26 protein-coding genes and 1 tRNA gene are annotated in these 26912 nt (G+C 45.7%); 22 read left to right on the forward strand and 5 right to left on the reverse strand.

The genetic code is table 11. The features are described 5' to 3' along the window. Positions 1–49: 49 nt before the first annotated feature. From Q0339_RS03115 to Q0339_RS03135, 5 genes are all read left to right on the forward strand, one after another. A complete protein-coding gene (locus tag Q0339_RS03115; RefSeq protein ID WP_298077337.1) occupies positions 50–727 on the forward strand; it encodes a LysM domain-containing protein in 678 nt (225 codons plus the stop codon). A 91-nt stretch (positions 728–818) separates the two neighbouring features. Further along, positions 819–1490, forward strand: a complete 672-nt coding sequence (gene cmk / locus Q0339_RS03120) for a (d)CMP kinase (RefSeq protein WP_298077339.1) — start codon at positions 819–821, stop codon at positions 1488–1490. Between the two features lie 158 nt (positions 1491–1648). Beyond that, complete coding sequence (rpsA, locus tag Q0339_RS03125; RefSeq protein WP_298077340.1) at positions 1649–2902, forward strand: 30S ribosomal protein S1; 1254 nt, start codon at positions 1649–1651, stop codon at positions 2900–2902. Between the two features lie 77 nt (positions 2903–2979). Beyond that, a complete protein-coding gene (gene der / locus Q0339_RS03130; RefSeq protein ID WP_298077342.1) occupies positions 2980–4293 on the forward strand; it encodes a ribosome biogenesis GTPase Der in 1314 nt (437 codons plus the stop codon). Positions 4294–4430: 137 nt separating this feature from the next. Continuing rightward, on the forward strand, positions 4431–4706 hold the full coding sequence (locus Q0339_RS03135) for an HU family DNA-binding protein (protein ID WP_023390831.1): 276 nt from the start codon (positions 4431–4433) through the stop codon (positions 4704–4706). A 129-nt stretch (positions 4707–4835) separates the two neighbouring features. Here Q0339_RS03135 and Q0339_RS03140 read toward each other — a convergent pair whose 3' ends face one another. Next, positions 4836–5531: a histidine phosphatase family protein gene (locus Q0339_RS03140; protein ID WP_298077344.1), complete on the reverse strand. Its 696-nt coding sequence runs from the start codon at positions 5529–5531 to the stop codon at positions 4836–4838. Positions 5532–5756: 225 nt separating this feature from the next. Here Q0339_RS03140 and Q0339_RS03145 point away from each other — a divergent pair, with 225 nt between their 5' ends. From Q0339_RS03145 to holA, 4 genes are read left to right on the forward strand one after another with little or no spacing between them, the layout of a single operon-like run. After that, positions 5757–6953, forward strand: a complete 1197-nt coding sequence (locus Q0339_RS03145) for an FtsW/RodA/SpoVE family cell cycle protein (RefSeq protein WP_298077346.1) — start codon at positions 5757–5759, stop codon at positions 6951–6953. A gap of 24 nt (positions 6954–6977) precedes the next feature. Continuing rightward, positions 6978–7316: a glycine cleavage system protein H gene (locus Q0339_RS03150; RefSeq protein ID WP_298077347.1), complete on the forward strand. Its 339-nt coding sequence runs from the start codon at positions 6978–6980 to the stop codon at positions 7314–7316. Positions 7317–7362: 46 nt separating this feature from the next. After that, positions 7363–8088 (forward strand): gamma-glutamyl-gamma-aminobutyrate hydrolase family protein, encoded by a 726-nt coding sequence (locus Q0339_RS03155; protein ID WP_298077348.1) that lies wholly within the window; start codon positions 7363–7365, stop codon positions 8086–8088. Between the two features lie 52 nt (positions 8089–8140). Beyond that, the gene (holA, locus tag Q0339_RS03160) at positions 8141–9163 is read left to right on the forward strand and encodes a DNA polymerase III subunit delta (protein ID WP_298077350.1); all 1023 of its coding nucleotides are present in this window, start codon (positions 8141–8143) and stop codon (positions 9161–9163) included. Positions 9164–9243: 80 nt separating this feature from the next. Here the strand turns inward: holA and rpsT are convergent, their stop codons facing one another. Beyond that, positions 9244–9501, reverse strand: coding sequence for a 30S ribosomal protein S20 (gene rpsT, locus Q0339_RS03165; RefSeq protein WP_070755429.1), 258 nt, complete (start codon positions 9499–9501; stop codon positions 9244–9246). A gap of 233 nt (positions 9502–9734) precedes the next feature. On the opposite strand from rpsT, the gene uvrB reads away from it, so the two are divergent. After that, complete coding sequence (uvrB, locus tag Q0339_RS03170) at positions 9735–11717, forward strand: excinuclease ABC subunit UvrB (protein ID WP_298077352.1); 1983 nt, start codon at positions 9735–9737, stop codon at positions 11715–11717. Between the two features lie 174 nt (positions 11718–11891). Next, entirely contained in the window at positions 11892–13067 is a 1176-nt protein-coding gene (locus Q0339_RS03175; protein ID WP_298077353.1) for a hypothetical protein, read from the forward strand. A 65-nt stretch (positions 13068–13132) separates the two neighbouring features. Here Q0339_RS03175 and Q0339_RS03180 read toward each other — a convergent pair whose 3' ends face one another. Next, positions 13133–13969, reverse strand: coding sequence for an NAD(P)H-hydrate dehydratase (locus tag Q0339_RS03180; RefSeq protein WP_298077355.1), 837 nt, complete (start codon positions 13967–13969; stop codon positions 13133–13135). Positions 13970–14236: 267 nt separating this feature from the next. Here Q0339_RS03180 and prmA point away from each other — a divergent pair, with 267 nt between their 5' ends. Genes prmA through dtd form a run of 5 tightly spaced genes read left to right on the forward strand, consistent with a single transcriptional unit; the run spans position 14237 to position 19358 of the window. Next, positions 14237–15196 (forward strand): 50S ribosomal protein L11 methyltransferase, encoded by a 960-nt coding sequence (gene prmA / locus Q0339_RS03185; protein ID WP_298077356.1) that lies wholly within the window; start codon positions 14237–14239, stop codon positions 15194–15196. 3 nt (positions 15197–15199) lie between these two features. After that, positions 15200–15967 carry a 16S rRNA (uracil(1498)-N(3))-methyltransferase gene (locus tag Q0339_RS03190; RefSeq protein ID WP_298077357.1) on the forward strand — a complete coding sequence of 256 codons (768 nt, stop codon included), beginning with the start codon at positions 15200–15202 and terminating at the stop codon, positions 15965–15967. Positions 15968–15983: 16 nt separating this feature from the next. Further along, a complete protein-coding gene (deoC, locus tag Q0339_RS03195; protein WP_298077358.1) occupies positions 15984–16658 on the forward strand; it encodes a deoxyribose-phosphate aldolase in 675 nt (224 codons plus the stop codon). A 28-nt stretch (positions 16659–16686) separates the two neighbouring features. Next, positions 16687–18897, forward strand: a complete 2211-nt coding sequence (locus Q0339_RS03200) for a bifunctional (p)ppGpp synthetase/guanosine-3',5'-bis(diphosphate) 3'-pyrophosphohydrolase (protein WP_298077360.1) — start codon at positions 16687–16689, stop codon at positions 18895–18897. Between the two features lie 11 nt (positions 18898–18908). Further along, positions 18909–19358 (forward strand): D-aminoacyl-tRNA deacylase, encoded by a 450-nt coding sequence (dtd, locus tag Q0339_RS03205; RefSeq protein WP_298077361.1) that lies wholly within the window; start codon positions 18909–18911, stop codon positions 19356–19358. A 90-nt stretch (positions 19359–19448) separates the two neighbouring features. Here the strand turns inward: dtd and Q0339_RS03210 are convergent. After that, a tRNA-Leu gene (locus Q0339_RS03210) sits at positions 19449–19531 on the reverse strand. Between the two features lie 79 nt (positions 19532–19610). Further along, positions 19611–20435, reverse strand: a complete 825-nt coding sequence (locus Q0339_RS03215; protein ID WP_298077362.1) for a Cof-type HAD-IIB family hydrolase — start codon at positions 20433–20435, stop codon at positions 19611–19613. 133 nt (positions 20436–20568) lie between these two features. On the opposite strand from Q0339_RS03215, the gene Q0339_RS03220 reads away from it, so the two are divergent. From Q0339_RS03220 to mltG, 6 genes are all read left to right on the forward strand, one after another. After that, entirely contained in the window at positions 20569–21495 is a 927-nt protein-coding gene (locus Q0339_RS03220) for a diacylglycerol kinase family protein (protein ID WP_298077363.1), read from the forward strand. A gap of 265 nt (positions 21496–21760) precedes the next feature. Then, positions 21761–24406, forward strand: coding sequence for an alanine--tRNA ligase (gene alaS / locus Q0339_RS03225; protein ID WP_298077365.1), 2646 nt, complete (start codon positions 21761–21763; stop codon positions 24404–24406). Between the two features lie 86 nt (positions 24407–24492). Beyond that, the gene (locus Q0339_RS03230) at positions 24493–24750 is read left to right on the forward strand and encodes an IreB family regulatory phosphoprotein (protein WP_023390811.1); all 258 of its coding nucleotides are present in this window, start codon (positions 24493–24495) and stop codon (positions 24748–24750) included. A gap of 3 nt (positions 24751–24753) precedes the next feature. Further along, positions 24754–25182, forward strand: a complete 429-nt coding sequence (gene ruvX, locus Q0339_RS03235; RefSeq protein WP_298077367.1) for a Holliday junction resolvase RuvX — start codon at positions 24754–24756, stop codon at positions 25180–25182. Between the two features lie 16 nt (positions 25183–25198). Further along, positions 25199–25525: a DUF1292 domain-containing protein gene (locus tag Q0339_RS03240; RefSeq protein ID WP_298077368.1), complete on the forward strand. Its 327-nt coding sequence runs from the start codon at positions 25199–25201 to the stop codon at positions 25523–25525. 207 nt (positions 25526–25732) lie between these two features. Next, positions 25733–26908, forward strand: a complete 1176-nt coding sequence (mltG, locus tag Q0339_RS03245) for an endolytic transglycosylase MltG (RefSeq protein ID WP_298077369.1) — start codon at positions 25733–25735, stop codon at positions 26906–26908. Positions 26909–26912: the final 4 nt, after the last annotated feature.

The following is a 26912-nucleotide window of genomic DNA, read 5'->3' on the forward strand; positions in this document are numbered from 1 at the left end:
GCCCCTCACGGATCTAGTCACATTGTATCATATTTTAGGAGGAATTTTGATGTCTGAAGAACAAAAATCAAATTTCGATCAAGAGAATTTGAATGAATCATCAAATCAATCATCGGAAACGTCAAGCAGATTTAGAATGCCTTGGAACAACAAATTTGGTGAAGACGAAAACTTAAAAAATCGTCAATATTCACGATCAGCTCGTAACCAACCAGAACGTGAGGCAACTACCTTATCAAAGGTCTTGCTCTTTATGGTTATCTGCGTATGTATTGTACCATTTATCCTCTTCTTCTGGGTCAATGCGTCACGTCCACAGAATCCATCACCACGGACTGCTTCACAAGTATCAATCTCTCGTGCCGAAAGTTCAAGTGCAAGCTCTAGCAGCGCTAGTGAATCTAGTTCTGCTCTTGCCTCAGCTTCAAGCATTGAGTCAAAAGCAAGTGAATCTGGTCAAGGCTTGAATAACCAGCAAGGTGAACACCCTAACCAAAACCAACAAGGTCAACAACAAGGCCAAAACCAGCAAGGTCAACAACAGGGTCAAAACCAACAAGGTCAGCAGCAGCAAAACCAAGGTGGTACGACTTATGTGGTACAAGCAGGGGATTCCTGGTACCGGATTGCAGCCAATAATGGGGTTTCTCTGGATGCCTTGTTAGCTGCTAATGGTGCGACGGTTGAAACAACCATCTTACCTGGTCAAACCATTGTTATCCCATAAAAAATTGAGAATTCCCTAGTTTTAGGGTAGAATAGAGCTTAGGAAACTAAGCTCTATTTTTTGTAGAGAGATAGAAGAGGATGAAGCATAGATGACACATTTGACAATCGCAATTGACGGGCCTGCTTCCTCAGGCAAGAGTACGGTCGCTAAGTTATTGGCTGGCCAATTAGGTATTACCTACATTGATACAGGAGCCATGTATCGTGCAGTAACCTTAGCGGCGCAGCGACAAGGAGTGAGTGTAGAGGACCAGGCGGCCTTAGAGAACCTATTAGCCCAACTTGATTTGTCCTTCCGTCGCCAAGATGGAGTACAACACGTATACCTAGGGGAGGAAGATGTCTCATCTGCTATTCGTAGTGTTGCGGTGACGCAAGCGGTCTCTGAAGTATCAGCTCAGCCCCAAGTTCGTGAGGCTTTGGTTGCCATGCAACAAGCCATGGCCGCCAAAGAATCCGTGGTAATGGATGGTCGCGATATCGGGACGGTGGTTTTACCTAATGCCAGCATTAAGTTTTTCTTCGTCGCTGATGTGGCCGTTCGAGCTGCGCGTCGCTATAAGGAAAACTTAGAGCGGGGCATGACTGATCAAACCTTGGCTGAAATTGAAGCGGATATTGAAGCGCGTGATCTCTATGATAGTACTCGTGAACACAGTCCGCTTAAACAGGCAGAAGATGCCATCTTAGTTGATACCAGCCATGAGACCTTGGATTCACTTTTGACCAAACTGACGGAGATGATTAAAAAGCGAATGTAAGGCCTTAAAAGCCAAGCAAAATTCGACTATTAAAGAATAAATTGCAATTATGACTAGACTAATCGGTTAGAATTTGATAAAATAGATGCTAAGTAGGTTCACAAATCGTAAAAATTTTCTGAACAACGCTTGAGTATTGCCTTAGGAGGAACTGGTAGATGACAGAAACTGTAGAAAACCAACAATTACAAACAATGGAGGATGCTTTGGATAGCGTCTTAGACATCAAACCTGGTGATGTCGTAAAAGGGGACGTCTTGGCTTTTGAAGATAACCAAGTACGTGTCTCAATTAAAGAAAGTGGCGGTTTAGAAGGTGTAATTCCACGTCGTGAACTTTCAGCAAAACCATTCAACGAATTAACTGAAGTAGTAAACATCGGTGATGAAGTTGAAGTAGTGGTTTTAAAACCAATCCGTGACAAAGAAAACGGGAACTTCTTACTCTCAAGAAAACGCCTTGAGTCTAAGAAAGTATGGGCAGAGCTCAAAGAAAAATTCGATAACAAAGAAATCATCACAGCACCTGTTAAAGAAGCTGTTAAAGGTGGTTTAGTAGTAGATTTAGGCTTACGTGCTTTCGTGCCAGCTTCTATGGTGGATTCTTTCTATGTAGAAGATCTCAAAGTATACGTAGGTCAAACCTTAGACTTTGTCATCGTTGAACTTGATGAAAAAGAAAACCGTTTAATCCTCTCTCACAAAGAAATCGCTGAACGCGAACGTGCAGAGAAACGTGCAGCTGCTTTAGCTAACTTGGTAGAAGGTTCTATCGTTGAAGGGACAGTTGCTCGCTTAACTAACTTCGGTGCTTTCGTTAACTTGGGCGATGTAGATGGTTTGGTTCACTTGAGCCGCATCTCTCACTCTCACATCCGCAAACCAGGCGATGTGTTGAATGTAGGCGACAAAGTAAATGTTAAAGTTCTTTCAGTTAACCCAGAAGACGGCCGTGTATCACTCTCTATCAAGGATACTTTAGAAGGTCCATGGGAAAACATCCAAGAAAAAGCTGGTGAAGGGACTGTCCTCAAAGGGACTGTTAAACGTTTGACTGACTTTGGTGCTTTCGTAGAAGTATTACCTGGCGTAGAAGGTTTGGTTCACATTTCTCAAATCTCTCACGAGCATATTGCAACTCCAGGTGAGAAATTACAAGAAGGTCAAGAAGTTGACGTGAAAGTATTGAGCGTTAACCCAGAAGACCAACGTTTATCATTGTCTATCAAGGCTTTGTTGGAACGTCCAGCACGCCCTGAAGGCGAAGTGAGCGACAAACCAAAACGCGAATCAAAACCACGTAAACCTAGAGCTAAAGCTGAACCAGCTCCTACAATCGTAGCAGAAGCAGAAGGTTTCACTTTAGGTGATGTGTTAGCTGGTGCTTTCGGCGACCTTAACACCGAAGAATAAGCCACTGTAACCACGAAAGACTGGCCTGAGTGTCAGTCTTTTTCGTGTCATAAACCCAAAATGAAGGAGGAGACCTTATGTCCATGCCAACCGTGGCCCTTGTAGGCCGCCCAAATGTGGGAAAGTCCACAATATTTAACCGATTGGTGGGGGAGAGACTCTCCATTGTTGAAGATTATCCAGGAGTGACGCGTGACCGTATCTATGCAACAGGTAAATGGCTAGGTCGTGAATTCCGGGTCATTGATACCGGTGGGATTGATATGATTGATGAGCCCCTTATGGATCAAGTCCGCTACCAAGCTGATATTGCCATGGAAGAGGCAGATGTCATTGTTTTCTTGACTAGCATGCAAGAAGGTTTGACGGATGCAGATGAGGCGATTGCCCATCGCTTGCACCGGACTAATAAGCCGGTTGTCTTAGCTGTTAATAAGGCAGATAACCCAGAAATGCGCCAAATGGTCTATGATTTCTATGCCTTAGGGCATGGCGACCCCTATCCTATTTCCGGTTCCCACGGGACGGGTTTAGGGGATCTCTTGGATGCAGTTGTGAGCCACTTTCCAACAGACTTGGCTGAAACTGAGGAAGAAGATGTCATCAAGTTCTGCTTTATAGGTCGTCCTAATGTCGGTAAGTCCAGTTTAGTTAACGCCATTCTTAAGGAAGAGCGGGTCATCGTCTCCAATATCGAAGGGACCACGCGTGAAGCAGTCGATACCCATTTCACAGATGAAGAGGGGACGCGCTATACCATGATTGACACTGCCGGTATTCGTAAGCGAGGCAAGGTCTACGAGAACACTGAGAAGTATTCAGTACTACGGGCCATGTCCGCAATTGAACGTTCAGACATTGTCTGCTTGGTCCTAGACGCTGAGACTGGGATTCGTGAACAAGATAAGAAGGTAGCCGGTTATGCCTATGAGGCCGGTAAAGGTATGGTCATCCTGGTCAATAAATGGGACGCTGTGGACAAGAGTGATAAACTATTTGAGACCTTTACCAAGGAGATTCGTGCTCATTTCCAATATTTGAGTTTTGCGCCAATTCTCTTCGTTAGTGCCCATACAGGCCAACGTCTCAATAAGTTACCTGAACTCTTGAAGACTATCTACGATAATCGTCATCGTCGCATTCAATCTTCGGTATTGAACGATGTCTTAATGGATGCAGTTGCCATGAATCCAACCCCAACAGATAAGGGCCGTCGTCTCAAGATTTACTACTTGACTCAGGTAGCTGTTAACCCACCAACCTTCGTGGCTTTCGTCAATGACGTCGAGCTCATGCACTTCTCTTATGAGCGTTTCTTAGAGAATCAATTGCGTCAATCATTTTATTTTGAGGGAACCCCGATTAAATTGATTACGAGAGCGAGACAATAAGGCGAAAAGTGCTAAAAAATCAAATTTTCAAAGGCGAATCTATTGTATTAAAGCCTATTATGTGGTAATCTATACAAGAAATAGCATTCTGCTATGGAAAAACGCGTAACCACGCATACTTTAGGAGGAGTTTTATTATGGCAAACAAAGCTGAATTAGTAGAAAAAGTAGCAGCTAAAACTAACTTAACTAAGAAAGATGTAACGGCAACTGTTGAAGCGTTGTTCGAAACCATCCAAGAAACTTTATCAAAAGGTGAAAAAGTTCAAGTAATCGGCTTCGGTACTTTCGAAGTGCGTGAACGTGCAGCTCGTAAAGGCCGCAACCCACAAACTGGTAAAGAAATCAAAATCGCTGCAAGCAAGGTTCCAGGCTTCAAAGCTGGTAAAGCCTTGAAAGACGCTGTTAAATAATAACAGTCATCCATAAGTAAAGTAACAGAGGTTGAAACTTAGCTTTCAGCCTCTTTTTTTAATCCTTAGTGCAAGCTAGTAGATAGCAAAAGGACCCAGGTCTTAACCTAGGTCCTTAAGTGTTTTATTCTATAAAAGTTCCATGACATCAACCATATCTTTAAAATGCTCGGTCTGGTTATAGGCGATGAGCTGGAATTGGCCATGCAGGTACTTAACGGTTGTCACCGAGGCGTTGGCTAGAGGGTCGCCCAACTCAAAATCCGCTACTAGACCATGGATGAGGTTCTGAATAGTCAGACCATGACAGACTACCAATATTTTGTGGTCACTGCCAGCATGGCGATTTAAGAGCTCTAGGAGACCTGTTTCAACACGATGCCAGAATTCTGGATAATTCTCAGCCATACCGGTAGGATCAGAAGCCTTCATTTTATTCATAGTCGCTTCTACTTGGATGCCAGCATCTCGCGGGAGGCCCAGTTCTTGGTTAGTTTCAGCGATCATATCCCGCCAGACGGATTGAGCTTCTAGTCCCTCGTAATAACCGAAGAAGACTTCGCGAAATTCCGGCATGGGGGTGATAGTTAAATCTTGGCTGTGGTGGTTTTCTTCCAAGAGAATTTGAGCAGTTTTAATGGTCCGCCCTAAATCACTCGTGTAGACAGCATCGAATTTGACGTCGGCAAGGCCACGGCCAGATTGATGGACAACTTCTAGGCCTTCTGGGGTAAGGGGAGCATCAGCCCAACCTTGGAATCGACCCAAGCGATTGAGATAAGTTTCGCCATGTCTGACGAAGTAGAAAGTAATGCCTTTAGTCATTGGATAGCCTCCTTGTCATATACACTTACATTATAGCATCCTGAACCAAGACTGTCATCCAAGGTTATGATTTTTACTTATAACCAACTATAGGAATAAAATCAGCTAAAAGAATTGGCCAGTAAGTGCATTTTGCGCCAAAATGTGGTAACCTTAATATTGTCTATTCTACTCTGCAAAATGCAGAGAACCATTCAACTATAAACAACAAGGGAATGATTATTAATGAGAACAGTGAGACGCCTGAATAACCATTCAGAGTCGCGCATTGACTATGGGATTATCCTGAACGTCATGATTTTGGCCATTATTGGGTTAGCGAGCCTTTATGCCACTACCGTCATGATTGAGAACAAATCCATTTTGCCGACACTCTACCATGCACTCTGGTACTGTATTGGGGCCATTGCTATTTTAGTGGCTATTCAATTTGATAGTGAGCAATATTGGAAGCTATCTACAATCTTTTATGGAGTGGGGCTGGTTCTCTTGATTGCCGTCCTCTTCTTCCACGACCGAGGGTTAGCTGCCGATACAGGGGCGCGTTCTTGGTTCCGCTTAGGGCCGATTAGTTTCCAACCTTCGGAAATTTTCAAGATTGCCTATATCGTCTTTATGGCTCGAATTATTACGGAACATAATAATGAATACACCAACCGTAGCCTCAAAACCGACTGGCTACTGCTAGGAAAAATCATGCTATTTGCTGCTCCAGCACTCTTCTTGATTCAACGTCAAAACGACTTGGGGACCAACTTGGTCTTGATAGCCATTACTGCGGGGATGGTGTTGATGTCAGGCATTTCTTGGAAGATTCTATTACCAATTACCTTATTCGTTACTATCGTTGGTGGGGTGCTCATCTACTTGGCTGCCTTTCAACGCGAATTCTTGCTAAGTACGGGTCTGGTTCGACCATACCAAATCGCCCGGATTGACTCTTGGTTCCGTCCTTTCGATGATACGCGTGGTGATGCCTACCAGTTAGCTCAATCTATTAAAGCCATTGGGTCAGGGCAATTATCTGGTAAGGGCTTTGGAGTCTCTCAAGTCCCTGTACCAGTCCGTGAGTCTGACTTTATCTTTACGACTATTGGTGAGAACTTTGGTTTTATTGGGGCAGGGGTGCTACTCTTTGTCTACTTCATGTTAATTTACCAAATGGTGCAAACTTGTTTTGAGACCAAGAATGAATTTTACACCTATATTGCGACAGGTGTTATCACCATGATTATGTTCCATATCTTAGAAAACATTGGGATGAATATTGGGCTCTTGCCAATTACGGGGATTCCGTTACCTTTCGTCTCACAAGGGGGGTCTGCTCTCCTAGGGAATATGATTGGGATTGGGCTGATTCTGTCTATGCGTTATCACCATCGTTCCTACATGTTCTCTAGTCAGAACGACTCGGAATTCTAAGTGATGAAGAAAGGATTAAGCACTATGACACGTTATGGCAATCAACTTTGGGTCCAAGCAGTTGGCCCAGACTGTTATCGTATCGGCATGACGGACCAGCTTCAATGTGATGCAGGCGATATCTCCTACGCCAATATTGCACCACTTGGAGCATTAGATGTCGATGATACCCTAGTTAATTTAGAAGCTTCTAAGGCGGCCATTGAAGTCGCTAGCCCCCTTAAAGGCCAAGTAGTAGCGCGAAATGAGGCGGCAGAAGCAAATCCTAGCCTCTTGGATTCTAAGGATCCAGCTGACCACTGGTTAATTGAATTAAGTCAAGTGGATTTTCAGGCTTTTGAGGCACTCACTGAAGAGGAATAACCCCACTCACTAGCTTACTAGCTAGATATAGAAAGAAGGAATGACCATGCGGCCAGTAATCGGTGTGACGGGCAACATTATGCAAGCCCCTGAAGATAAATTCAAATCTTTTAAGGTAAACTACTCCCCTTGGGGATATACGGAGGCAGTACGCTTGGCCGGTGGGACCCCGGTTATCCTACCTATGACGGAGCCGACTTGTGCTGCCCACTACGTGAGCCTCATTGATGGTCTGGTTTTGACCGGCGGGGAGGATATCTCACCATATCTCTATAATGAAGAGCCACATGTCAATATTGAAGCTACTTCGCCAACGCGGGATGCGGTCGAAACGGCGCTTATTAAGGAGGCCTTGGCTCAGGGCAAACCTATTTTAGCTATTTGCCGAGGCATGCAACTGGTCAACGTTGTTCTGGGCGGTAACCTCTATCAGGATTTAGCAGGCCAAGCCAATGTGACCATTCAGCACGTCCAAAAATCACGTCCAAGCATGGCAACCCATTCCATCAAGGTAAAAGCCGGTAGCTACCTGTCTCAATTAGTGGCTGATGGTTGCCTCATTAACTCCATTCACCACCAAGCCATACGGAAATTAGGAGAGGGCTTAATTGTGTCAGCCCGCAGTAAGGATGGGGTTATCGAAGCGATTGAAAGCCAAGAAGGTTCCCTTATTCTGGGGGTTCAATGGCATCCAGAGCGCTTGACCAAACACGATGAATGCAGCATGGCGATTTTCCAAGATTTAATCGAGCGCTCGCTTGAGGCCAAGTAGGCTCGTTAGTTCTTAAGTTAAGTAAGAAGTAAATAGAAAGGAGGGGACAGGCATGACCTTTCAAGCTAGCATCAGCCAAATTCGCAAGGGCCAATTAGGGGCCAATTACTTTCTAGCTGGTAGCGAGCGCTATTTGCGGCAACAGTTGCAGGATGCCCTGATTGATCAAGTAGATCAGGCAGGTAGCTTTGAAGTTAGTCGCTTCGACTTGAATGACACGGAATTAGCCGCCATTCTGGACGAGGCAGATGCCTTCTCTTTCTTTGCAGATAAGCGTGTTGTCCTGATTGATAATGCCCAGATTCTGGTCTCAAACTCTAAGGTTAAGATCGATGACCAAGACCAGAAGCGACTCCTAGCCTACTTGGCAGATCCTAATCCTGGCAGTTTGCTGATTTGGCTCTGTGACAGTAACCAAGTTGATAAACGCAAGAAGCTGACCAAGGCTTTTCAGACGCATGCCAAATGGGTCGATGTGGCGCCCTTAGATGCTAAGAAAACGGGAGCCTACCTCCAGGCCTATCTGGCAGACAGCACGCTCCAGATTAGCCGTGAGGGGCTAGAAGAGTTACGTATGAGAGTCAATGATGATTTGACCTTAGCTATGGCGGAGCTCCACAAATTGGCCCAATATAGCAACCAAGGCAAGCCTATCACCCTAGAAGTCATCAAAGACTTGGTGCCGAGAAGCCTTGAGACGGATGTTTTTAGCTTGTCTCAGGCAGTCTTGAAGCGGAAGTTAAGTCAGGCAGTCCAAATCTACCAAGATTTACTCCTAGCCAAACACGAGCCCGTGGCCTTGCACGCGCTCCTAGTCAGTCAGTTTCGTTTGTTAATTCAAGTCAAATTACTTGGACACCAGGGCTATCAGCAAGCTGAGATAGCGCAACAATTAAGCGTCCATCCCTATCGCGTTAAATTGGCTTTAGAGACTGTTAGACGCTTAGATTTAAGACAGCTCTATGATTTTTACGATGCCCTTGCAGAGGCTGATTTTCAGCTCAAACAAGGCATTGGCGTCAAGGAAATACAATTTGACTTACTAGTGAGTCGTTATATTACAGGAAGTCCCTAATTACTGGAGCAGATAGCTGTTCCAGTAATTTTTGTGTTTCAAGGGAAAAAAATAAGCTACCCTCAAGGTAGCCTACTTTCTTAGTTAGCTTTAAGTAAACGAGCCAAACGTGACTTGTCACGAGCTGCTTTGTTTTTGTGGATTAAACCTTTAGTTGCTGCGCTGTCGATTTCTTTAGCAGCTAGACGGAATAATTCCTCAACGTTTGCTTCGCCAGCTTCTACTGCAGAACGGAAACGTTTAACCGCAGTACGCATTGCAGAAACGTGTGCACGGTTGCTTTCAGTCTTAGTAGCTGTTTGACGGATACGTTTTTTTGCTGATGGGTTGTTAGCCATTTGAGTCACCTCTTTCATTGCGATTTGTCTATAGTCCAAAGGACTAAGTCAACAAGCCTTATTATACATGAAAACCCGGTCAGTATGCAATAAAAAGATGTAAAATAATTCAAATTCGTCTAGCTTTACTTCTAAGTCCTTGGACTAGACAGGGGACTAGCTTTTTGTTATGATGAGAAAAGAAGCGAAAATTTGTTCGCGTATTGATTGACTAGATAGAAGGAGGAGAGGGCATGGATTTTCAATTAGTATCTCCCTATAGTCCAAGTGGGGATCAGCCGGAAGCAATTGAAGCCTTGGTCCAAGGGGTCAATGATGGCGTTAAGGAGCAGGTCTTGCTAGGGGCGACAGGGACCGGTAAGACCTTCACTATTGCCAATGTTATTAAGCAAACGGGCAGACCGACCTTGGTTTTGGCTCATAATAAGACCCTAGCTGGGCAACTTTATAGTGAGCTCCTAGAATTTTTCCCAAACAATGCGGTCGAGTACTTTGTCTCCTACTATGACTACTATCAGCCTGAAGCCTATGTGCCATCGTCTGATACTTATATTGAAAAAGACGCCAGCATTAACGATGAAATTGACAAACTCCGCCATTCGGCTTCTTCAGCCTTAATTGAACGCCGTGATGTCATTGTGGTGGCCTCTGTTTCCTGTATTTACGGTTTGGTTGACCCTGACAACTACCGCAATCATGTCTTGTCCTTGCGAGAAGGTATGGAGATAGCTCGTAATCTTCTCCTGGCGCGTTTGGTTGAAATGCAATTTGTTAGAAATGACATTGACTTTCAACGGGGGACCTTCCGAGTAAGAGGCGATGTGGTAGAAATCTTCATGGCCTCGCGCGACAAGGAAGTGGTTCGGGTGGAATTCTTCGGGGATGAGATAGAACGCATCCGCGTTGTTGATTTCCTAACCGGCGAAATTAAATACGATGTAGACCATTATCCTATTTTCCCTGCGACTCACTTTGTGGCCAGCCAAGAACAGACAGCAGTGGCGGTCGACTCCATTCGTCAGGAATTGGAAGAGCGACTAGCTGAATTGCGGGCAGACAATAAATTATTAGAAGCTCAACGCCTAGAGCAAAGAACCACCTATGATTTGGAAATGATGCTAGAAATGGGCTACTGCAGTGGGATTGAGAACTACTCTCGCCATATTGATGGCCGGGCACCAGGTCAAGCACCTTATACACTCTTGGACTTCTTCCCAGATGACTTTCTGATTGTAGTGGACGAGTCCCATATCACCATGTCGCAAATCCGCGGTATGTATAATGGTGACCGGGGCCGCAAGCGGCAGTTGATTGATTACGGCTTCCGTTTGCCAAGTGCGCTGGACAACCGACCTTTGCGCTTAGAAGAATTCGAGGAACATGTGAACCAAATTATTTATGTTTCTGCGACGCCAGGACCTTATGAGCTAGAGCATACGGGTGGTGAGGTCATTCAACAAATCATCCGACCAACGGGCCTCTTAGACCCAGTAGTTGAAGTGCGGCCAATTGAAGGTCAGATTGATGACTTAGTGGCTGAAATTAAGGCTCGAACTGAGCGAGATGAGCGGGTTTTTATCACTACCCTCACCAAGAAAATGGCGGAAGATTTGACCGACTACCTCAAGGAGCTAGATATCAAGGTCAAGTACCTGCATAGTGATATTAAGACCCTGGAGAGAACGGAAATTATTCGCGACCTTCGTCTAGGTGTCTTTGACGTCTTAGTCGGGATTAACCTCTTACGGGAGGGCTTGGACGTGCCAGAAGTCACCCTGGTGGCTATTCTGGATGCAGACAAGGAAGGCTTCCTACGGAGTGAACGTTCCTTGGTACAAACCATCGGCCGAGCAGCCCGTAATGCTAATGGACGCGTCATTATGTATGCGGATCAGATTACGGCCTCTATGCAGTATGCCATTGAAGAAACAGAGCGACGTCGTTCTATCCAAATGGCCTACAACCAAGAACATGGGATTGTTCCTCAAACCATCAAGAAGGAGATTCGCGATTTAATCCGGATTACCCACGATGTAGAAAACGAGGATAAGCAAGAGTCCCTCCTCAAGCAGTTCCGCAAGCTGTCTCGTCTACAAAGAGAAGAGCAGTTGGAACGCTTAGAGATGGAAATGCGTCAGGCCGCCAAGGATCTCAATTTCGAAGCAGCCGCCGATCTGCGTGACATGATTATGGAACTTAAGGGTGCCTATAAATAAGCTTAAGGCAGGAATCGCTTCCTGCCTTTTGAACTATTTACAGGGCAGGTGGGTAAATTTACTGGCATCTTTTGATAAAATTCGGAAGATTTGAGGAAATCAGTCTTTCCATTCTTGCTTAAATCTCCTATAATAGAAGTGTCTATATATTTAAGCAAAGAATAAGGTGATGGTATGCAACAGGAGGTAAAATTACGAGGACTAGATGGACTTAAAGGTCTATTTTTATTAGTTCTTATGGGCGTTGGGATTTTTCAAGGTGATTTATTGGCGGGCCAATTGGTTCCCCTCGGTCTCTTCACTGTCCTTGGCTATCAATGGGCCTATCGTTTAGAACGGCAGCAGGACGTCCCCTTTTGGCGTCACTGGCAAGCCGTCTGGTCTGATTGGCTGCCAGTTCTGTGGTTGACCTCTATCACCACGATTGGCCTTTTAGCGTTAGACTTTTCGCTTTTAAATCAGAGTAAATTTGACTTGATTTTTAGTCCTCTCTTAATCGAAAATATCAGACAGCTTTGGCTAGGTGGGGTAACTAGTTTAAGTCTCGATGCCACAAATGGTCTTAAGAGCCTATGGTATCTAGGCCATGGGGTACAAGTAGCGGGGCTGGTTGCGCTCATTAGCTGGATTTTAGGCCGTACTAGTCTAAGTCTGCTAGGTAAGGGCATGATCTGGATAGTTGTTCAGGCTAGCCTCTGGCTATTGGCTGGTTTTGGTGTTATGAATGGTAGCCCACTGGCTTATGTAGAGCTAGCCTTTTATGCCTTGGCGTTTTTGTCTGGGGTTTCCATGGTCTACATCGTACCGGTTCTGCTCAATCAAATTTACCGTCTGTCTAGTAAGTATGTCTTATTAATGGGTTTAGGCCTAGTCGGTAGCTTAATGCTTCTGGCCATCTTCCTTAGCCAAACTTGGACAACAGCGCTCATGGGTCTGGTATGGACTGCAGCTGTGCCACTTTTTACCACTTGGCTTATCTTGTCCTACGTGGCTGGGACACCTGTCTTGCGTCGTATTCTTGAGTTTTCAGCTTGTGTAGCCTTGGGCCATCGTCTCATTCATTATTATGTGGCCTATGCCTTTGTGACTTTCTGGTTGCCAAACGGCCCATTCTGGTTACAAGTGAGCTTAGCAATCTTGTTGGGTGAAGTGCTCTACTGGCTCTTGGTAAAGGGACTACCTCAGTTTTACTTCTTCAATGGTCGCTCTTGGATTAGCGATTATTATGCCCTTTATCAAGCCATGGCTGAAAAAAAACTCAAGACCTGGCAGTTAGTCGGTGCCATTGTCATCTTCCTTTTACTCTTTGTTAGTATTTGTGTCCTAGGTATACTAGTTCTAATTCAGTAAATCAGGTCTATAAATAACAAACAGCAAGCCTGAATTATTAAGGCTTGCTGTTTTTATTAGGCTTTCTAGCCAATGAAATCCTTCATTAGGCTAGGAAGTTTTTCACTAATCTGATGGGGTAGGACCACCCACTGAGTCTGAGCCATTTCTTGTGCCAGGTAGGAGTGGAGGAAAACGGCACTGCATAGGGCTAAATTAAAGTTATCTGGGAATTGAGCCAAAAAGGCAGCGACCATTCCAGCCAAGGTGTCGCCCATGCCGCCAGTTGCCATGGCAGGTGTGCCGACTGTCAATTGGTAGCAAGAACCATCCGTCAGATAGAGCTCTGTACCTGGTTTCTTAAGTACTAAGTTGAAGCCAAGTTGTTGTTGAGCGGCCAGATTGGCTTGAGGGGTCTGATCTTCAATGGCAAGGTCAGATAGGCGTTGCCATTCAGCCTGGTGGGGCGTGATAACTACAGGCACTCCACTAGGTAAGGGGTGGGGATGACGAGCCAAAAGCGTTAAGGCATCGCCATCTAAGACTAACTTTTGTCCAGGCTTTAGCCAATCTAAAATCCGATGCAGACGTTGGCAGGAAAAAGCGTCCAGTCCCATGCCTGGACCAAGCAAAACGACATCAGCTGCCTGCGTTAACGCCTTAAGTTGAGCTAGGTTAGACCAGTCACTGACCATGGCTTCAGGCAGACGAGCATGGAGGGCCGTGTGGTTGGCGACATCAGTGGCAACAGTCGTGAGGCCACTACCTGCGTAGACAGCCGCTTGAGCAGCTAGAATAATGGCACCACCTAGCTGAGCATTGCCACCTACTAAGAGCGTCCGGCCAAAAGTTCCCTTGTGGGATTGGCTAGGTCGCTTAGGTAAACGATGGGCTAGCCCATCGTAAGCTAAAGGCTGAAACATGACAGTCACTCCTTTGGACTTAGGTCTTATACACTTTTATTATAGCACTTCTAGTTCAAACTAGGCTAGTTTTGCCTAGCCACTGGTGGGAGAGAATGAGCCAATATTCTGCCTATAAGCTAATAAACTGACCTATATCTTGGGAGGAGTGCTTAAAAATCAACTAATATTCCTGATTTTGGGCATTTTTCACAGCCTAGTCATTGAATTTTTGTCCTATTTGTTACATAATAAAGAACATAGATAATCGTGAAAGGACGTGTTTATATGGCTGAAACCTGGTCTAAGGTGGTAGTCTCACTCGATACCCTGGATCCAGCGATGATTGACTTACTCAGTCATCTACTCTTTGAAGCTGGTGCCATTGGGGTAGAAGTGGATTATGCCCAAGGTTATTTGGAGAACCACCCTAATTTATTTGGAGAATTAGCGGAACCACTGCCCAAAGAACGTCTGGAGCACGAGACAGAGCTAATCGCCTTCTTCGAAGTGATGCCAGATCTAGATAGTCTCAAGACCCAGTTGGAGAGCCAGTATAGTGATCCGCTTCACCTTGAAGCCAGCGAGATTGAAAATGAAAATTGGCAGGAAAATTGGAAGGTTAACTATAAGCCTGAGCGTATCAGTCGCTACCTAACCATTGTGCCGATTTGGGAAGACTACCAAGCCCAAGCAGGTGAACAAGTTATCTACTTGGATCCAGGTTTGGCCTTTGGGACAGGCAACCACCCAACTACTCAATTAGGGGTTCAGGCACTTGAAATGTACCTACGTGGAGGCGAACGTGTCTTAGATGTCGGTACGGGGTCGGGGGTTTTAGCCTTTGTAGCGGCAGCTTTAGGTGCCAAAGAAGTGTGGGGCTACGACTTAGATCCTCAAGCTGTTGATAGCGCCCTGCAAAACTTGGTACACCAGCAGGAACGTCAAGATGATTTGGCCAAGGTATTCAAGGAAACGCCAATTCATTTCCAAGTTAAGGATTTGCTCAAAGGGGTAGACTGGCCAGTAGAGGTGATTGTCGCCAATATCTTGCCTCATATTCTAGTTAATATGTTAGAAGATGCCCATCGCTTACTAACAGAAGATGGCTACCTGATTCTGGGCGGAATTCTCAATGAAAAGGCTGATCAACTCTTAGAAGACTTAGAAGCACATGGTTTCCGCCTTGTTCAAAGGGTCCAACTAAAGGGCTGGACGGGTCTGGTAACCCAGAAGCAAGAGGATTAAATCATGCAACGTTATTTTATCGACCAAACTGGTTTACATGTTCAGGAATTGGTAACCTTAACGGCTGATGACAGTCGACATTTCCTAAGGGTCATGCGGTCTCAGCCTGGTGCTAAGGCTTGGTTAGTGGCTGGGGACGGTCAATGTTACTTGGCCCAATTAGAAGGAGAGGTAGACCGACTAGCTCAGTTCCGCCTCTTAGAGCTCCAGGCAGAGGCTGACCGAGTAGAATTACCTGTTGAGGTCACCATTGCCTGTGGTTTGTCCAAAAATGATAAGCTAGATTACATTGTCCAAAAGGCAACCGAATGTGGCGCCAGTCATTTTCAACCCTTGGCCCTCAGTCGAGATGTCGTCAAATGGGATAATAAGAAGGCTGGCCAACGCCTAGACCGCCTACAAAAAATTGCCAAAGAAGCGGCCGAGCAATGCCACCGCCTCCACATACCTCAAGTGGCGCAGCCCCTAAGCTTAGCTCAATTACTGGCTAAGTCAGCTGACTATGATGCTTGCTTAGTAGCCTACGAAGAAGACGCCAAACAAGGCGAGCATAGTCGCTTACGTCAAGCCTGCCAATCACTTAAGGGGCAAGCAGGCGCCAAGGTCTTGGTCGTTTTTGGGTCAGAAGGTGGCTTGACTCCTGAGGAAGTCTCTCAATTAGGTCAAGCTGGCTTCCAAACGGTCGCCTTAGGGCCTCGTATTCTCCGGGCGGAGACGGCCCCAATTTATTTCTTATCTGCCTTATCCTACGCCCTAGAACTTGAACTATAAGGAAGGAATCTATCTCATGGAATTAGCAAAATACATTGATCACACCGCGCTTAAGGCCGACACTGGCCGTGCCACCATTGAAACACTCTGCCAAGAAGCCCGTGACTATGGCTTTATGTCAGTCTGTGTCAACCCTACTTGGGTGGCGACTGCTCATACTTTACTAGCAGGTTCAGACGTTAAAGTCTGCACGGTTATTGGCTTCCCTCTGGGGGCTAATACCTCAGCTGTCAAAGCCTTTGAGACCCGCACCGCTATTCAAGAGGGAGCGGATGAAGTCGACATGGTTATTAACATTGGTGCTGCAAAAGACGGCAATTGGGACCTAGTCAAAGCGGATATCCAAGCCGTAGTAGAGGCAGCTAATCATCAAGCCTTAGTTAAGGTGATTTTAGAAACATGTCTCCTGACCAAGGAGGAAATCGTTAAAGCCAGTCAAGCAGCTAAGGAAGCTGGGGCTGACTTCGTTAAGACCTCGACCGGTTTCTCAACTGGCGGTGCTACTGTCCAAGATATCCGCCTCATGCGGGAAACCGTAGGCCCTGACATGGGAGTTAAGGCCAGCGGCGGAGTTCAAAACCGAGAGGATGCCTTGGCTATGATTGAGGCAGGCGCTAGCCGAATTGGCGCCTCCAAGGGGATTGCGATTGTGACCGGCCAGGCTACAAGCAATGCACCAGGAAGCTATTAGTAATTGCAAGTAAGAAAGGAAGAGTAGGATGGCACAAGCACCAGATTTAACGGCCGCAGATGTCATGGCCCTCTGCGAAAGCTACATGAATGAAAAGCATGTGGCCTTCGTTAAAAAGGCGTTGGATTTCGCCACAGAAGCCCACAAGGAGCAATTTCGCTTATCGGGAGAAGCATACATCGTGCATCCTATTCAAGTTGCTGGAATTCTCGCCCAACTCAAGATGGACCCTGATACGGTCGCGACCGGCTTCCTCCATGATGTGGTGGAAGATACTGACTACACCCTAGAAGATATCGTCCGCGAATTTTCTGAGACGGTAGCCTTCTTGGTAGATGGCGTCACCAAGTTGGGGAAATTTAAGTTCCAGAGTAAGGAAGAAGCCTTAGCAGAAAACCACCGTAAGATGCTCTTGGCCATGGCCAAAGACATGCGGATTATCATGGTCAAACTGGCTGACCGCCTTCATAATATGCGGACCCTTAAATTCCAAAAGCCGTCCAAGCAAGTGGAAAAATCTCAAGAAGCGATTGAGATTTATGCACCGCTAGCTGACCGTTTAGGGATGAACTTGATTAAGTGGGAACTGGAAGATATTGCACTGCGTTATATCAATCCAGACGCCTACTATCAGATTGTCAACTTGATGAAGTCCAAGCGGGAAGAGCGCGAGACCTATATTCAAGAAGCCATTCAGGATATTAACGAGGCCATTGAAGAATTACATATCAAGGCCGATGTTTATGGGCGTCCAAAGCACATTTATTCTATTTACCGTAAGATGGTCAAGCAGAATAAGGATTTTGATGAAATCTATGACCTCTTAGCTATCCGTGCCCTGGTTCCGACCATTAAGGACTGTTATGCTGTCCTAGGGGCGGTCCATACCAAGTGGAAACCAATGCCTGGCCGCTTCAAAGACTATATCGCCATGCCTAAGGCTAATCTTTATCAATCCATTCATACGACGGTTATCGGTCCGCATGGCAAACCGGTTGAAATTCAGATTCGGACTTTCCAAATGAATGAAGTGGCGGAGTACGGGGTTGCAGCTCACTGGGCATACAAGGAAGGTAAGACCCAGCAAGTCCGCGAAGATGAAGCCATTAAGAAGCAACTGACTTGGTTCCGCGATATTGTAGAATTAGAAGATGAAGCCAAGGACGCCGGTGAGTTCATGGATTTCGTTAAGGAAGACATCTTCAAGGACCAAGTCTATGTCTTCTCACCAAAGGGGGATGTCTTCGAACTGCCTAATGGGGCGGGGCCCTTGGACTTTGCCTACCATGTCCATACGGATGTGGGTCAGAAAACAATTGGGGCCAAGGTCAACGGCAAGATTGTCCCACTTAACTACAAGCTCAAAAACGGCGATATCGTTGATATCTTAACCAACCCGAATTCCAATGGACCAAGTCGTGACTGGTTGAAATATACCGCCACTTCCAAGGCACGTAACAAAATCAAGCGTTACTTCAAACTACTTGATCGCGATCGCAATAGTGAACGTGGTCAAGCCATGGTGGAAGAAGAACTCAAGAAAAATGGCTATAGCCTTAAACTATTGGCCAAGAAGGCCTATGAGAAGGAACTCTTTGAACGCTATAATGTGCCGAGTTTGGCTGACCTTTTTGCAGCCGTAGCCTTGGGGGAAGTATCTGCCATTAGTGTCTATAACTTCTTGCATAGTAAGGAACAGAAGGATGTCCCACCGGCAGAGCCACTAACCAATGAGCAAACCCTCAACAAACCTGAGACCGAGGCCATGAAGATTCAGCATGAAAATGGCGTCATGGTGCGTGGGGTTAACAACCTTATGATTCGTCTCAGTCGTTGCTGCAGTCCGGTTCCAGGTGACCAAATTGTGGGTTACGTGACACGAGGACGGGGGATTTCAGTTCACCGTAAGGACTGTCCTAACTTACTCAATGAACCTGATTTGCAACAACGGACGATTCCAGTTGAATGGGAAAGTACGGGTCAGCTTGGTGCCGACTATGTCACCGAGATTCGGGTAGTGGGATTTGACCGCAATGGACTGATTAATGAAGTCTTGCATGTGGTCAACCACTCGGTTAAGACCCTGCGCAATGTTAACGGGAAAGTTGACGACAAGACTTCAACGGCGACAGTCACTATTAAGGTTGCCATCTCTAATACGGCTCAACTAGAAGATCTCATGGTCAAATTACGTAACATTCCGGACGTTTATGAAGTAACCCGGGTCAATAATAAGTAGGAGGCCCCTCAATGCGAGTACTTATTCAACGTTGCCGTCGGGGGCAGGTTGCAATTGACGGTCAAGTGGTAGGAGCGATTGATAGGGGCTTTGTCCTCTTAGTCGGTGTGACTCACGAAGACGGCCCAGAAGATGTGACCTATTGCGCCCGCAAAATCAGCAAACTGCGTGTTTTTGAAGATGAGCAGGGGCGGATGAATGCCAGTTTGGATAGTCTGCCGGACGGCGCCATTCTATCTATTAGCCAATTTACCCTCTATGGCGATGTCCGCAAGGGCAACCGGCCAAGTTTTACCCAGTCGGCTCGTCCAGAAGTGGCGGAGCCTCTCTATGAGTCCCTTAACCAAGCTCTAAGGGAGGCGGGCTTCCGCGTGGAAACCGGGCGCTTTGGAGCAGACATGCAGGTCTTAATTGAAAATGACGGACCAGTAACCATCCTAATCGATTCAAAAGAAAAATAAGTAAAATCCAGAGATTGAACCTGACTCAATCCCTGGATTTTTTCTTAATATTAAACACAAAAAAAGAACCCAGATAGGGCTCTTTTATGATGCGGAGAAAGGGATTTGAACCCTCACGTCCTATTGGACACATGCGCCTGAAGCATGCGCGTCTGCCGTTCCGCCATCTCCGCTTAATACAAAATGTATTATACTACATTTTGCTGAAAAAGGGAATGACAAAGGCCTAAAAGCGTTTAAGTTTTTACTGGACTAGAGGCTAACTCCCATAAAGTCACGAATGATGGGAACCAGACCATCTTGGTCGTTGGAGAGGGTAATATGGTCGGCTGCTTCCTTAAGCAGTGGGGTGGCATTAGCCATGGCAACGCCCAAACCGGCTGTCTCAATCATGGTCAAGTCGTTATTCCCATCGCCGCAGGCAATAACCTGGTCTAGGGTTAAACCAAGGTGTTGGCAGAGGACTTTAATGGCTTGGCCTTTGGAGACTTGATGGTGGACGAACTCCAGGAAATAAGGCTTAGAGGTGGTGGCATAGGTTAAATCGCCGAAGCGTCCCTTCAATTCAGCATCTGCAGCTGTCACTAGGTCTGGGTCACCAACTCCAATGAATTTCATCCGGGCTTTAGTTAGTTGAGACAGGTTGGCGATGGCCTCCGAATCATAACGGTCGGGAATACCTGTTAATTGACTTTCAATGTGGCTATAGTCATTGGGCTTATCCATGACCACGTACTCGTCGATATAGGTTAGGACAGTCAGCCCCTTAGCTTGAATATATTGGACAATGTCATCTTGAGCGTCCGCTTCTAGGCGTTGGCTGAAGAGTTCCTGGCCATCCGCCATACTGGTGATGGCGGCGCCATTGAAGGAAATGATGTAAGAATTGAAATGGTCTAATTTCAGCTGCTTAGCCGTTTCAATCATAGAAGGGGTTGGTCGGCCGCTAGCTAGCACGACTTTCTTGCCTTGTTCCTGAGCCTTCATCAAGGCCTGGTAGGTGGCATCAGAGATTGTGTTCTTGCTGGTCATCAAAGTATCGTCAATATCTAAGACCAGCATTTGATAATCTGTCATAAGTGGACTCCTTAATCAATTTGCTAGATTTATTGTATCGAAAAGCCTAGAAAATGACAACTATCTGAGTTACAATTAATAGGTTAATGCTAGTACCAGACAGGTGCTAAGGAGGCAGGAGGCAGGAGACTAGATGCAAGAATTAGCAATTATTGCCCACCAAGGGGCAGGCGGTGGCCAAGGAGGTAAAGTCTTGGAGGAGACTCTGGCAGCCCTGAACAAACGCCAAATAGCGCCTAAAGTCTATATTAGCACCTATACTGGACACAGTCAGCTTTTGGCTCAGCAATTGGCCCAGGAGCCGGTCATTGCGGTTATTGGGGGTGACGGTACTCTGCACGAAGTTGTGGCTAGTCTAGCTGGACAATCACAGCCACCTGCTATTCTCTATTTGCCGGCTGGACGTGGTAATGACTTTGCTAGGGCTTGGCAAGCTAAACGGAAGCTAGCTCAAGCCTTAGATCAATTGCAGGCAGGTAACCGACTTCAAGTGCCGATTCTGCGTTTGCAAGATCAGGTCAGTGGACAAATTAGCTATGGGATTAATAGCCTAGGGATAGGTTTTGATGCCATGGTTAATCAGCAATCCAAGGCTTTAAGACTGGGGCGTCTATTAGCAAAGTGGCATTTGGGCAAGTTGTCCTACCTAGTGGCTGTTTTTGCTAGCTTACCTAAATTAGAGGCTTTTGAGGTTAGCCTCAGCCTTGATGGTCAGCCAGTTCAAGTGGTGTCTGACTGCTATCTCTTCAGTGTACTCAAGAATCCTTATATGGGTGGGGGCATAAAATTAGATAATCTAGGCCAGGCTGGCAATCCAGAGATTAGTGTGATGGCCTTTCACAGTATCAAGGCTAGACATTTACCAGGCTTGATTTGGCGGGTCTTAGTCAGTCATAAGCAGGACCAATCGCCTCAAGTCAGTCGTTGGACCGGGCAAAAGCTTGATTTGGCTATTAAACAAGCCATTCTAGGTCAAGTAGATGGGGAGGTCCAGGAGGCGGCGCCACGTCAGCTGACCGTTGATTGGTTGACTTATCCATTTATCCTAGCAGAACCTTGACTTTTAGGGGCTTTTAGCCGTATAATGGTAGAGGTATAAGGCTATGTTGAACCCAGCCTCAGAGAGACTTCATATGGTGGAAGAAGTCACGGGTATCAATGCTCCCTTAGGTCTTCCTAGTGGCAACATTAGCGTAGGATTGGCGTTAACAATCATTAGAGATGTAATGAAGCAGATTCGTTATAAGCAAGGTGGTACCGCGACTTATCGCCCTTGCATGTAATGAGTGTGTTTTTTATTTTTTAGAAAAAGGAGTTCATCGTATATGAAGCAATTGACGAGTGCGCAAATTCGCCAAATGTATCTTGATTTTTTCGCAGAGAAGCAACACCAAATTATTCCAAGTGCCTCTTTGATTCCGGTCAATGACCCAACCCTCTTGTGGATCAACGCCGGTGTGGCACCCCTTAAAAAATACTTCGACGGGACGGAAGTGCCAGACAACCGTCGTTTGGCTAACGTGCAAAAATGTATCCGAACCAATGATATTGAGAACGTAGGTTACACTGCCCGCCACCATACCCTCTTCGAAATGCTGGGAAACTGGTCTATCGGCGATTACTTCAAGAAAGAAGTCATCGCTTGGGCCTGGGAATTCTTAACGAGCGAGCGTTGGTTAGGCTTTGAAGCAGATAAGCTATTTGCCACCTACTATCCAGATGACAAGGAAACACCCGAAATCTGGAAACAACAACCAGGTTTTATTGCTGATCACTTGGTGGCAGTAGCAGATAACTTCTGGGATATCGGGGCTGGCCCATGTGGTCCGGATACTGAGATTTTCTACGATCGTGGCCAAGAATTTAATAACTTGGAAGCAGACGACCCTGAAAACTACCCTGGTGGTGAGAATGAGCGTTGGTTGGAAATCTGGAACTTAGTTTTCTCTGAGTTCAACCATTTACCAGATGACACCTATCAACCACTTCCTAACAAGAACGTCGATACCGGGATGGGGTTGGAACGGGTAGTCTCTGTCATTCAAAATGCCAAAACCAACTATGAGACAGACCTCTTCGTGCCAATTATTCAAGCCATTGAAAAAGTCTCTGGTGTAGACTTTGCCTCAGCTGGTGACAAACAAGTCAGCTTCAAGGTCATTGCTGACCACATTCGCGCGGTGTCCTTCGCGATTAGCGATGGGGCACTACCATCCAATGAAGGGCGTGGCTATATCCTACGTCGTCTCATTCGTCGTAGTGTCATGCATGGTCGAAAATTGGGGATTAGCCGTAGCTTCTTAAGTGAATTAGTCCCTGTTATTGCGGACATTATGGGGGCTTACTACCAAGAATTAAGAGAGCAATTAGCCTTCGTTCAAAAGGTTATCTTAAATGAAGAAGAGCGATTCCACGAAACTATTGAAGGTGGGGAAGCTCATCTGAATGACTTGATGGCTAGCCTCAAAGCTGAGGGCAAGACCGTGGTTCCGGGTGCGCAAGCCTTCCAACTCTATGATACTTTTGGTTTCCCACTGGAGTTAACCGTTGAATTGGCTGATAGCCAAGGCTTCACAGTCGATCAAGAAGGTTTTGAGACGGAAATGGAAGCCCAACGTCAACGGGCTCGCGCGGCTCGTTCTAAGGAAGAGAGTATGCAAGTCCAAAGCGACCTCTTACAAAACATTACCGATGCCTTTGATTTCGTGGGTTACGAAACGCTCGTCACCAACGCGACCATCAAGGCGATTGTGCTGGATGAAGCCAAGGTAGATCAGTTGCCAGCTAATCAAGAAGGTTGGGTATTCTTCAACCGTAGTCCTTTCTATGCTGAAATGGGTGGGCAAGTAGCTGACTCTGGGATTATCCTAGATGGCGATCAAGAAGTGGGCCAAGTCTTAGATGTTAAGAAAGCACCTCAAGGTCAGTTTATGCACCGTATCAAAACGGGCCATATGCCATTGACTGTCGGTCAATCCTATACCTTAGAAGTGGATCGTGCAGCGCGTCTGAAGACCAACCAAAATCATACTGCAACCCACCTCTTACACCGTGCCTTGAAGGTTGTTTTGGGTAGCCATGCCAACCAAGCGGGCTCTTACGTTGGGCCAGATCGCTTACGTTTTGACTTCTCTCACTTTGGTAAAGTAACGCCTGAGGAGCTCAAGCAGATTGAAGCCTTTGTCAACCAATGGATTGCCAACTCTGCTAATGTGGATATCGCTGAAATGTCCATTGAAGATGCTAAAGCAACAGGTGCTATGGCTCTCTTTGGGGAAAAATATGGTGATGTTGTACGGGTTGTTAATATTGCAGGCGAATCTATCGAGTTGTGTGGTGGGACCCATGTGAACAACACCAATGAGATTGGCACCTTCAAACTCCTAGCTGAGTCTGGGATTGGGGCCGGGATTCGCCGGATTGAAGCCTTGACTGGTCAAGCTGCTGTTGCGGATTATCAGGCTCAAGCTGATCTCCTCCAAGAAGTGCAAAATCATCTCAAAGTGGCTCAAGCTAGCCAACTCTTACCACGTTTAGAGCAATTGCAAGAAGAACTCCGTCAAGCGCAAGCTCAGGTAGAATCGCTCAACGCAAAATTACTTCAAGCTGAAGCGGGCAAAGTCTTCCAAGATGTACAAAATGTTGGAGATGTGACTTATGTAGCCATTAACTTAGGTAATCAATCTGTTGATGGGATGCGTCAAATGGCTGACATCTGGAAGAAAGAAGCACCATCTAACATCTTGGTCTTAGTTGCTAGCCAAGAGGAAAAAGTGAGCCTTATGGTCCAAGTGGACGAGCAAGGCTTGGCTGCTGGTCTTAAGGCTGGTAACCTGATCAAGCCATTAGCGGCAATTGTCGGCGGTGGCGGTGGTGGTAAGCCACAAATGGCTCAAGCCGGTGGTAAGAAACCAGAAGCGATTCCAGAATTATTGGCGCAAGTCAGCACCATCATTAGCGAACAATTGTAGGCTTTTTTGCCGGAATTGTTGCAAAAAGGTTCCAATCTTGTACAGAGTCATGTACAATAAGATTAAACGAGAGGATTGGTGATAGTATGCAATCATTAGATGAAACCATCTTATTTAGCTTAGATGATCTCAATAAGCAGACCATTCGCGAAGTACTAGAGATTGTATTTAGCGCCCTAGAAGAAAAAGGGTATGATGCAACCAACCAGATTGTGGGTTATCTCTTGTCAGGAGACCCAGCTTATATTCCACGCCATCGTGACGCTAGAAACTTAATTCGTCGTTATGAGCGCGATGAAATTGTGGAAGCCTTAGTCCGCTACTATGTTAAAGGAAATCGCTAAACCATGTATAAACGTATTATGGGCTTGGACGTAGGATCTAAGACAGTAGGAGTGGCTGTTAGCGACTTAATGGGCTGGACCGCACAAGGTCTTGAGACTATTCGTATTGACGAAGTAGTAGGGGACTTAGGTTATGACCGTCTACTGGAACTTATTGACCAACATCAGGTTAAGGAACTTGTCATTGGTTTACCTAAGAATATGAACAATAGCCTGGGTCCCAGAGCTGAGGCCTCAATGGCCTATGGAGAGGGAATTAGTAAGTTAAGACCTGACCTGGCTATCCACTATCAGGATGAACGCCTTACCACTTCGCAAGCAGAACGTATGCTTGTGACGGAGGGCAATGTCAGCCGCAAGAAACGCAAGCAAGTCATTGATAAGCTGGCAGCGGTCATTATCCTACAGAATTATTTAGACCGTATTAATTAAGGAAGGGGGCATAGCTATGCCACACGAACACGACCACCATCACGATCATGATCATCATCATGAACACGACCACCACGAACATATTACCATTGTGGATGAGAACGGAAATGAGGCTTTATACGAAATTCTCTTTACCTTCGAATCAGAAGATTATGATAAGAACTACGTCATTCTCTACCCAGCGGGTGCTATTGACGATGAGGACGTAGAACTTCAAGCTTACTCATTTACGGAAGGCGAGGACGGACAGTCCGGTGAATTATTGCCAATCGAAGATGAGAAAGAATGGGATATGGTTGAGGAAGTCCTCAATACCTTCTTAGACGAAGAAGGCAATTTCTAAGCTAGTAAAAACCTGGGAGTTTGAATATGACTCCCAGGTTTTATTTTTGTTTTTATCTAGGAGGCTAAAGATGAATAGAAATAGGTTTAGTTTTATAGTGCGAGTCTTTAACCGACTTGTAAAGGGATAATAATGGCTATTTAACAGAAAAATTGATATAATGCATAAGATATATTGAATCTATCACATAGCGAAGGAGGTTCCTCAGTGAAAGTAGATTGGGACAAAGTCAAACAAGATGCGGAACTTAAGGAAGATCATCAGGTAAAAGAAGAATTGATGACCCAACGCATCGTCAAATACATTATCTTAGGACTAGTTGCCTTGGCCTTAGTTGTAGGTTTAGGTTGCTTCTGGTACTATAACGATTCCCTAAAGGCGGTCAACCACCAAAAGACAGAGACCGTGCAAGTGACCATTCCGATTGGTTCTAGCAGTAAGGACATCGCGCGTTTACTTAAGTCTCAAGGCTTGATTAAGAATGCCGATATCTTTAGCTTCTATATGAAGGCCAAAAGTGTCAATGGTCTCCAAGCAGGTCACTATGACTTAAGTCCTTCCATGGATGCCGATACCATCATTGCAACCCTTCAAAAGGGTGGTAAACCGATTGAAGTCGATGTGGATACCAAGCTAACCGTTGTTGAAGGTATGCAACTGGAACAAATTGCCCAAATGGTGGAAGAAAACACCCCGATTAAGGCAGCTGATTTCTTAGCAACTGCTAATGATGCTAGCTTCATCGAAGAGTTAAAATCTCAATATCCGAGCTTAATTTCAGGTTTGGATGGGGTAGAAGGGCTCAAATATAAGTTAGAAGGTTACCTCTATCCGGCAACCTATGACTATATCGCCGGTACCAATGTTAAAGACCTGATTAAACAAATGGTCGGCAAGATGAATCTTGAATACCAAAAACTCAAGGAAGATATGGGCAATACTAGCTTAAGTTTCCATCAAATCTTGACCTTAGCTTCTATCATAGAGAAGGAAGGGGTCACAGATGAAGATCGCAAGCTCATTTCAGGTGTCTTCTATAACCGTATGAACAACGATATGCCACTACAATCTGATATTACGGTCCTCTATGCCTTAGGTGAACACAAGGAACTGGTGACCATTAAGGATACTGAAGTGGACTCACCATACAACTTGTATAAGCACACGGGCTTAGGACCAGGGCCCTACAATAGCCCAAGTTTGAGCGCCATTCAGGCTGCCATCTACCCAACAGCCTCAGACTACTTCTACTTTGTCGCGGATATCGAGACCGGGAATGTCTACTATGCGACAACCTTGGAAGAACATGAAGCTCTAGTTGCTAAGTATGTCAATAAGAATAGCAGTCAAGAATCAAGCCTATCATCAAGCGAAACAGAATAAGAAT

Origin of the sequence: uncultured Abiotrophia sp., from assembly GCF_938010525.1 — a bacterium.
Taxonomy (GTDB): Bacteria; Bacillota; Bacilli; order Lactobacillales; family Aerococcaceae; genus Abiotrophia.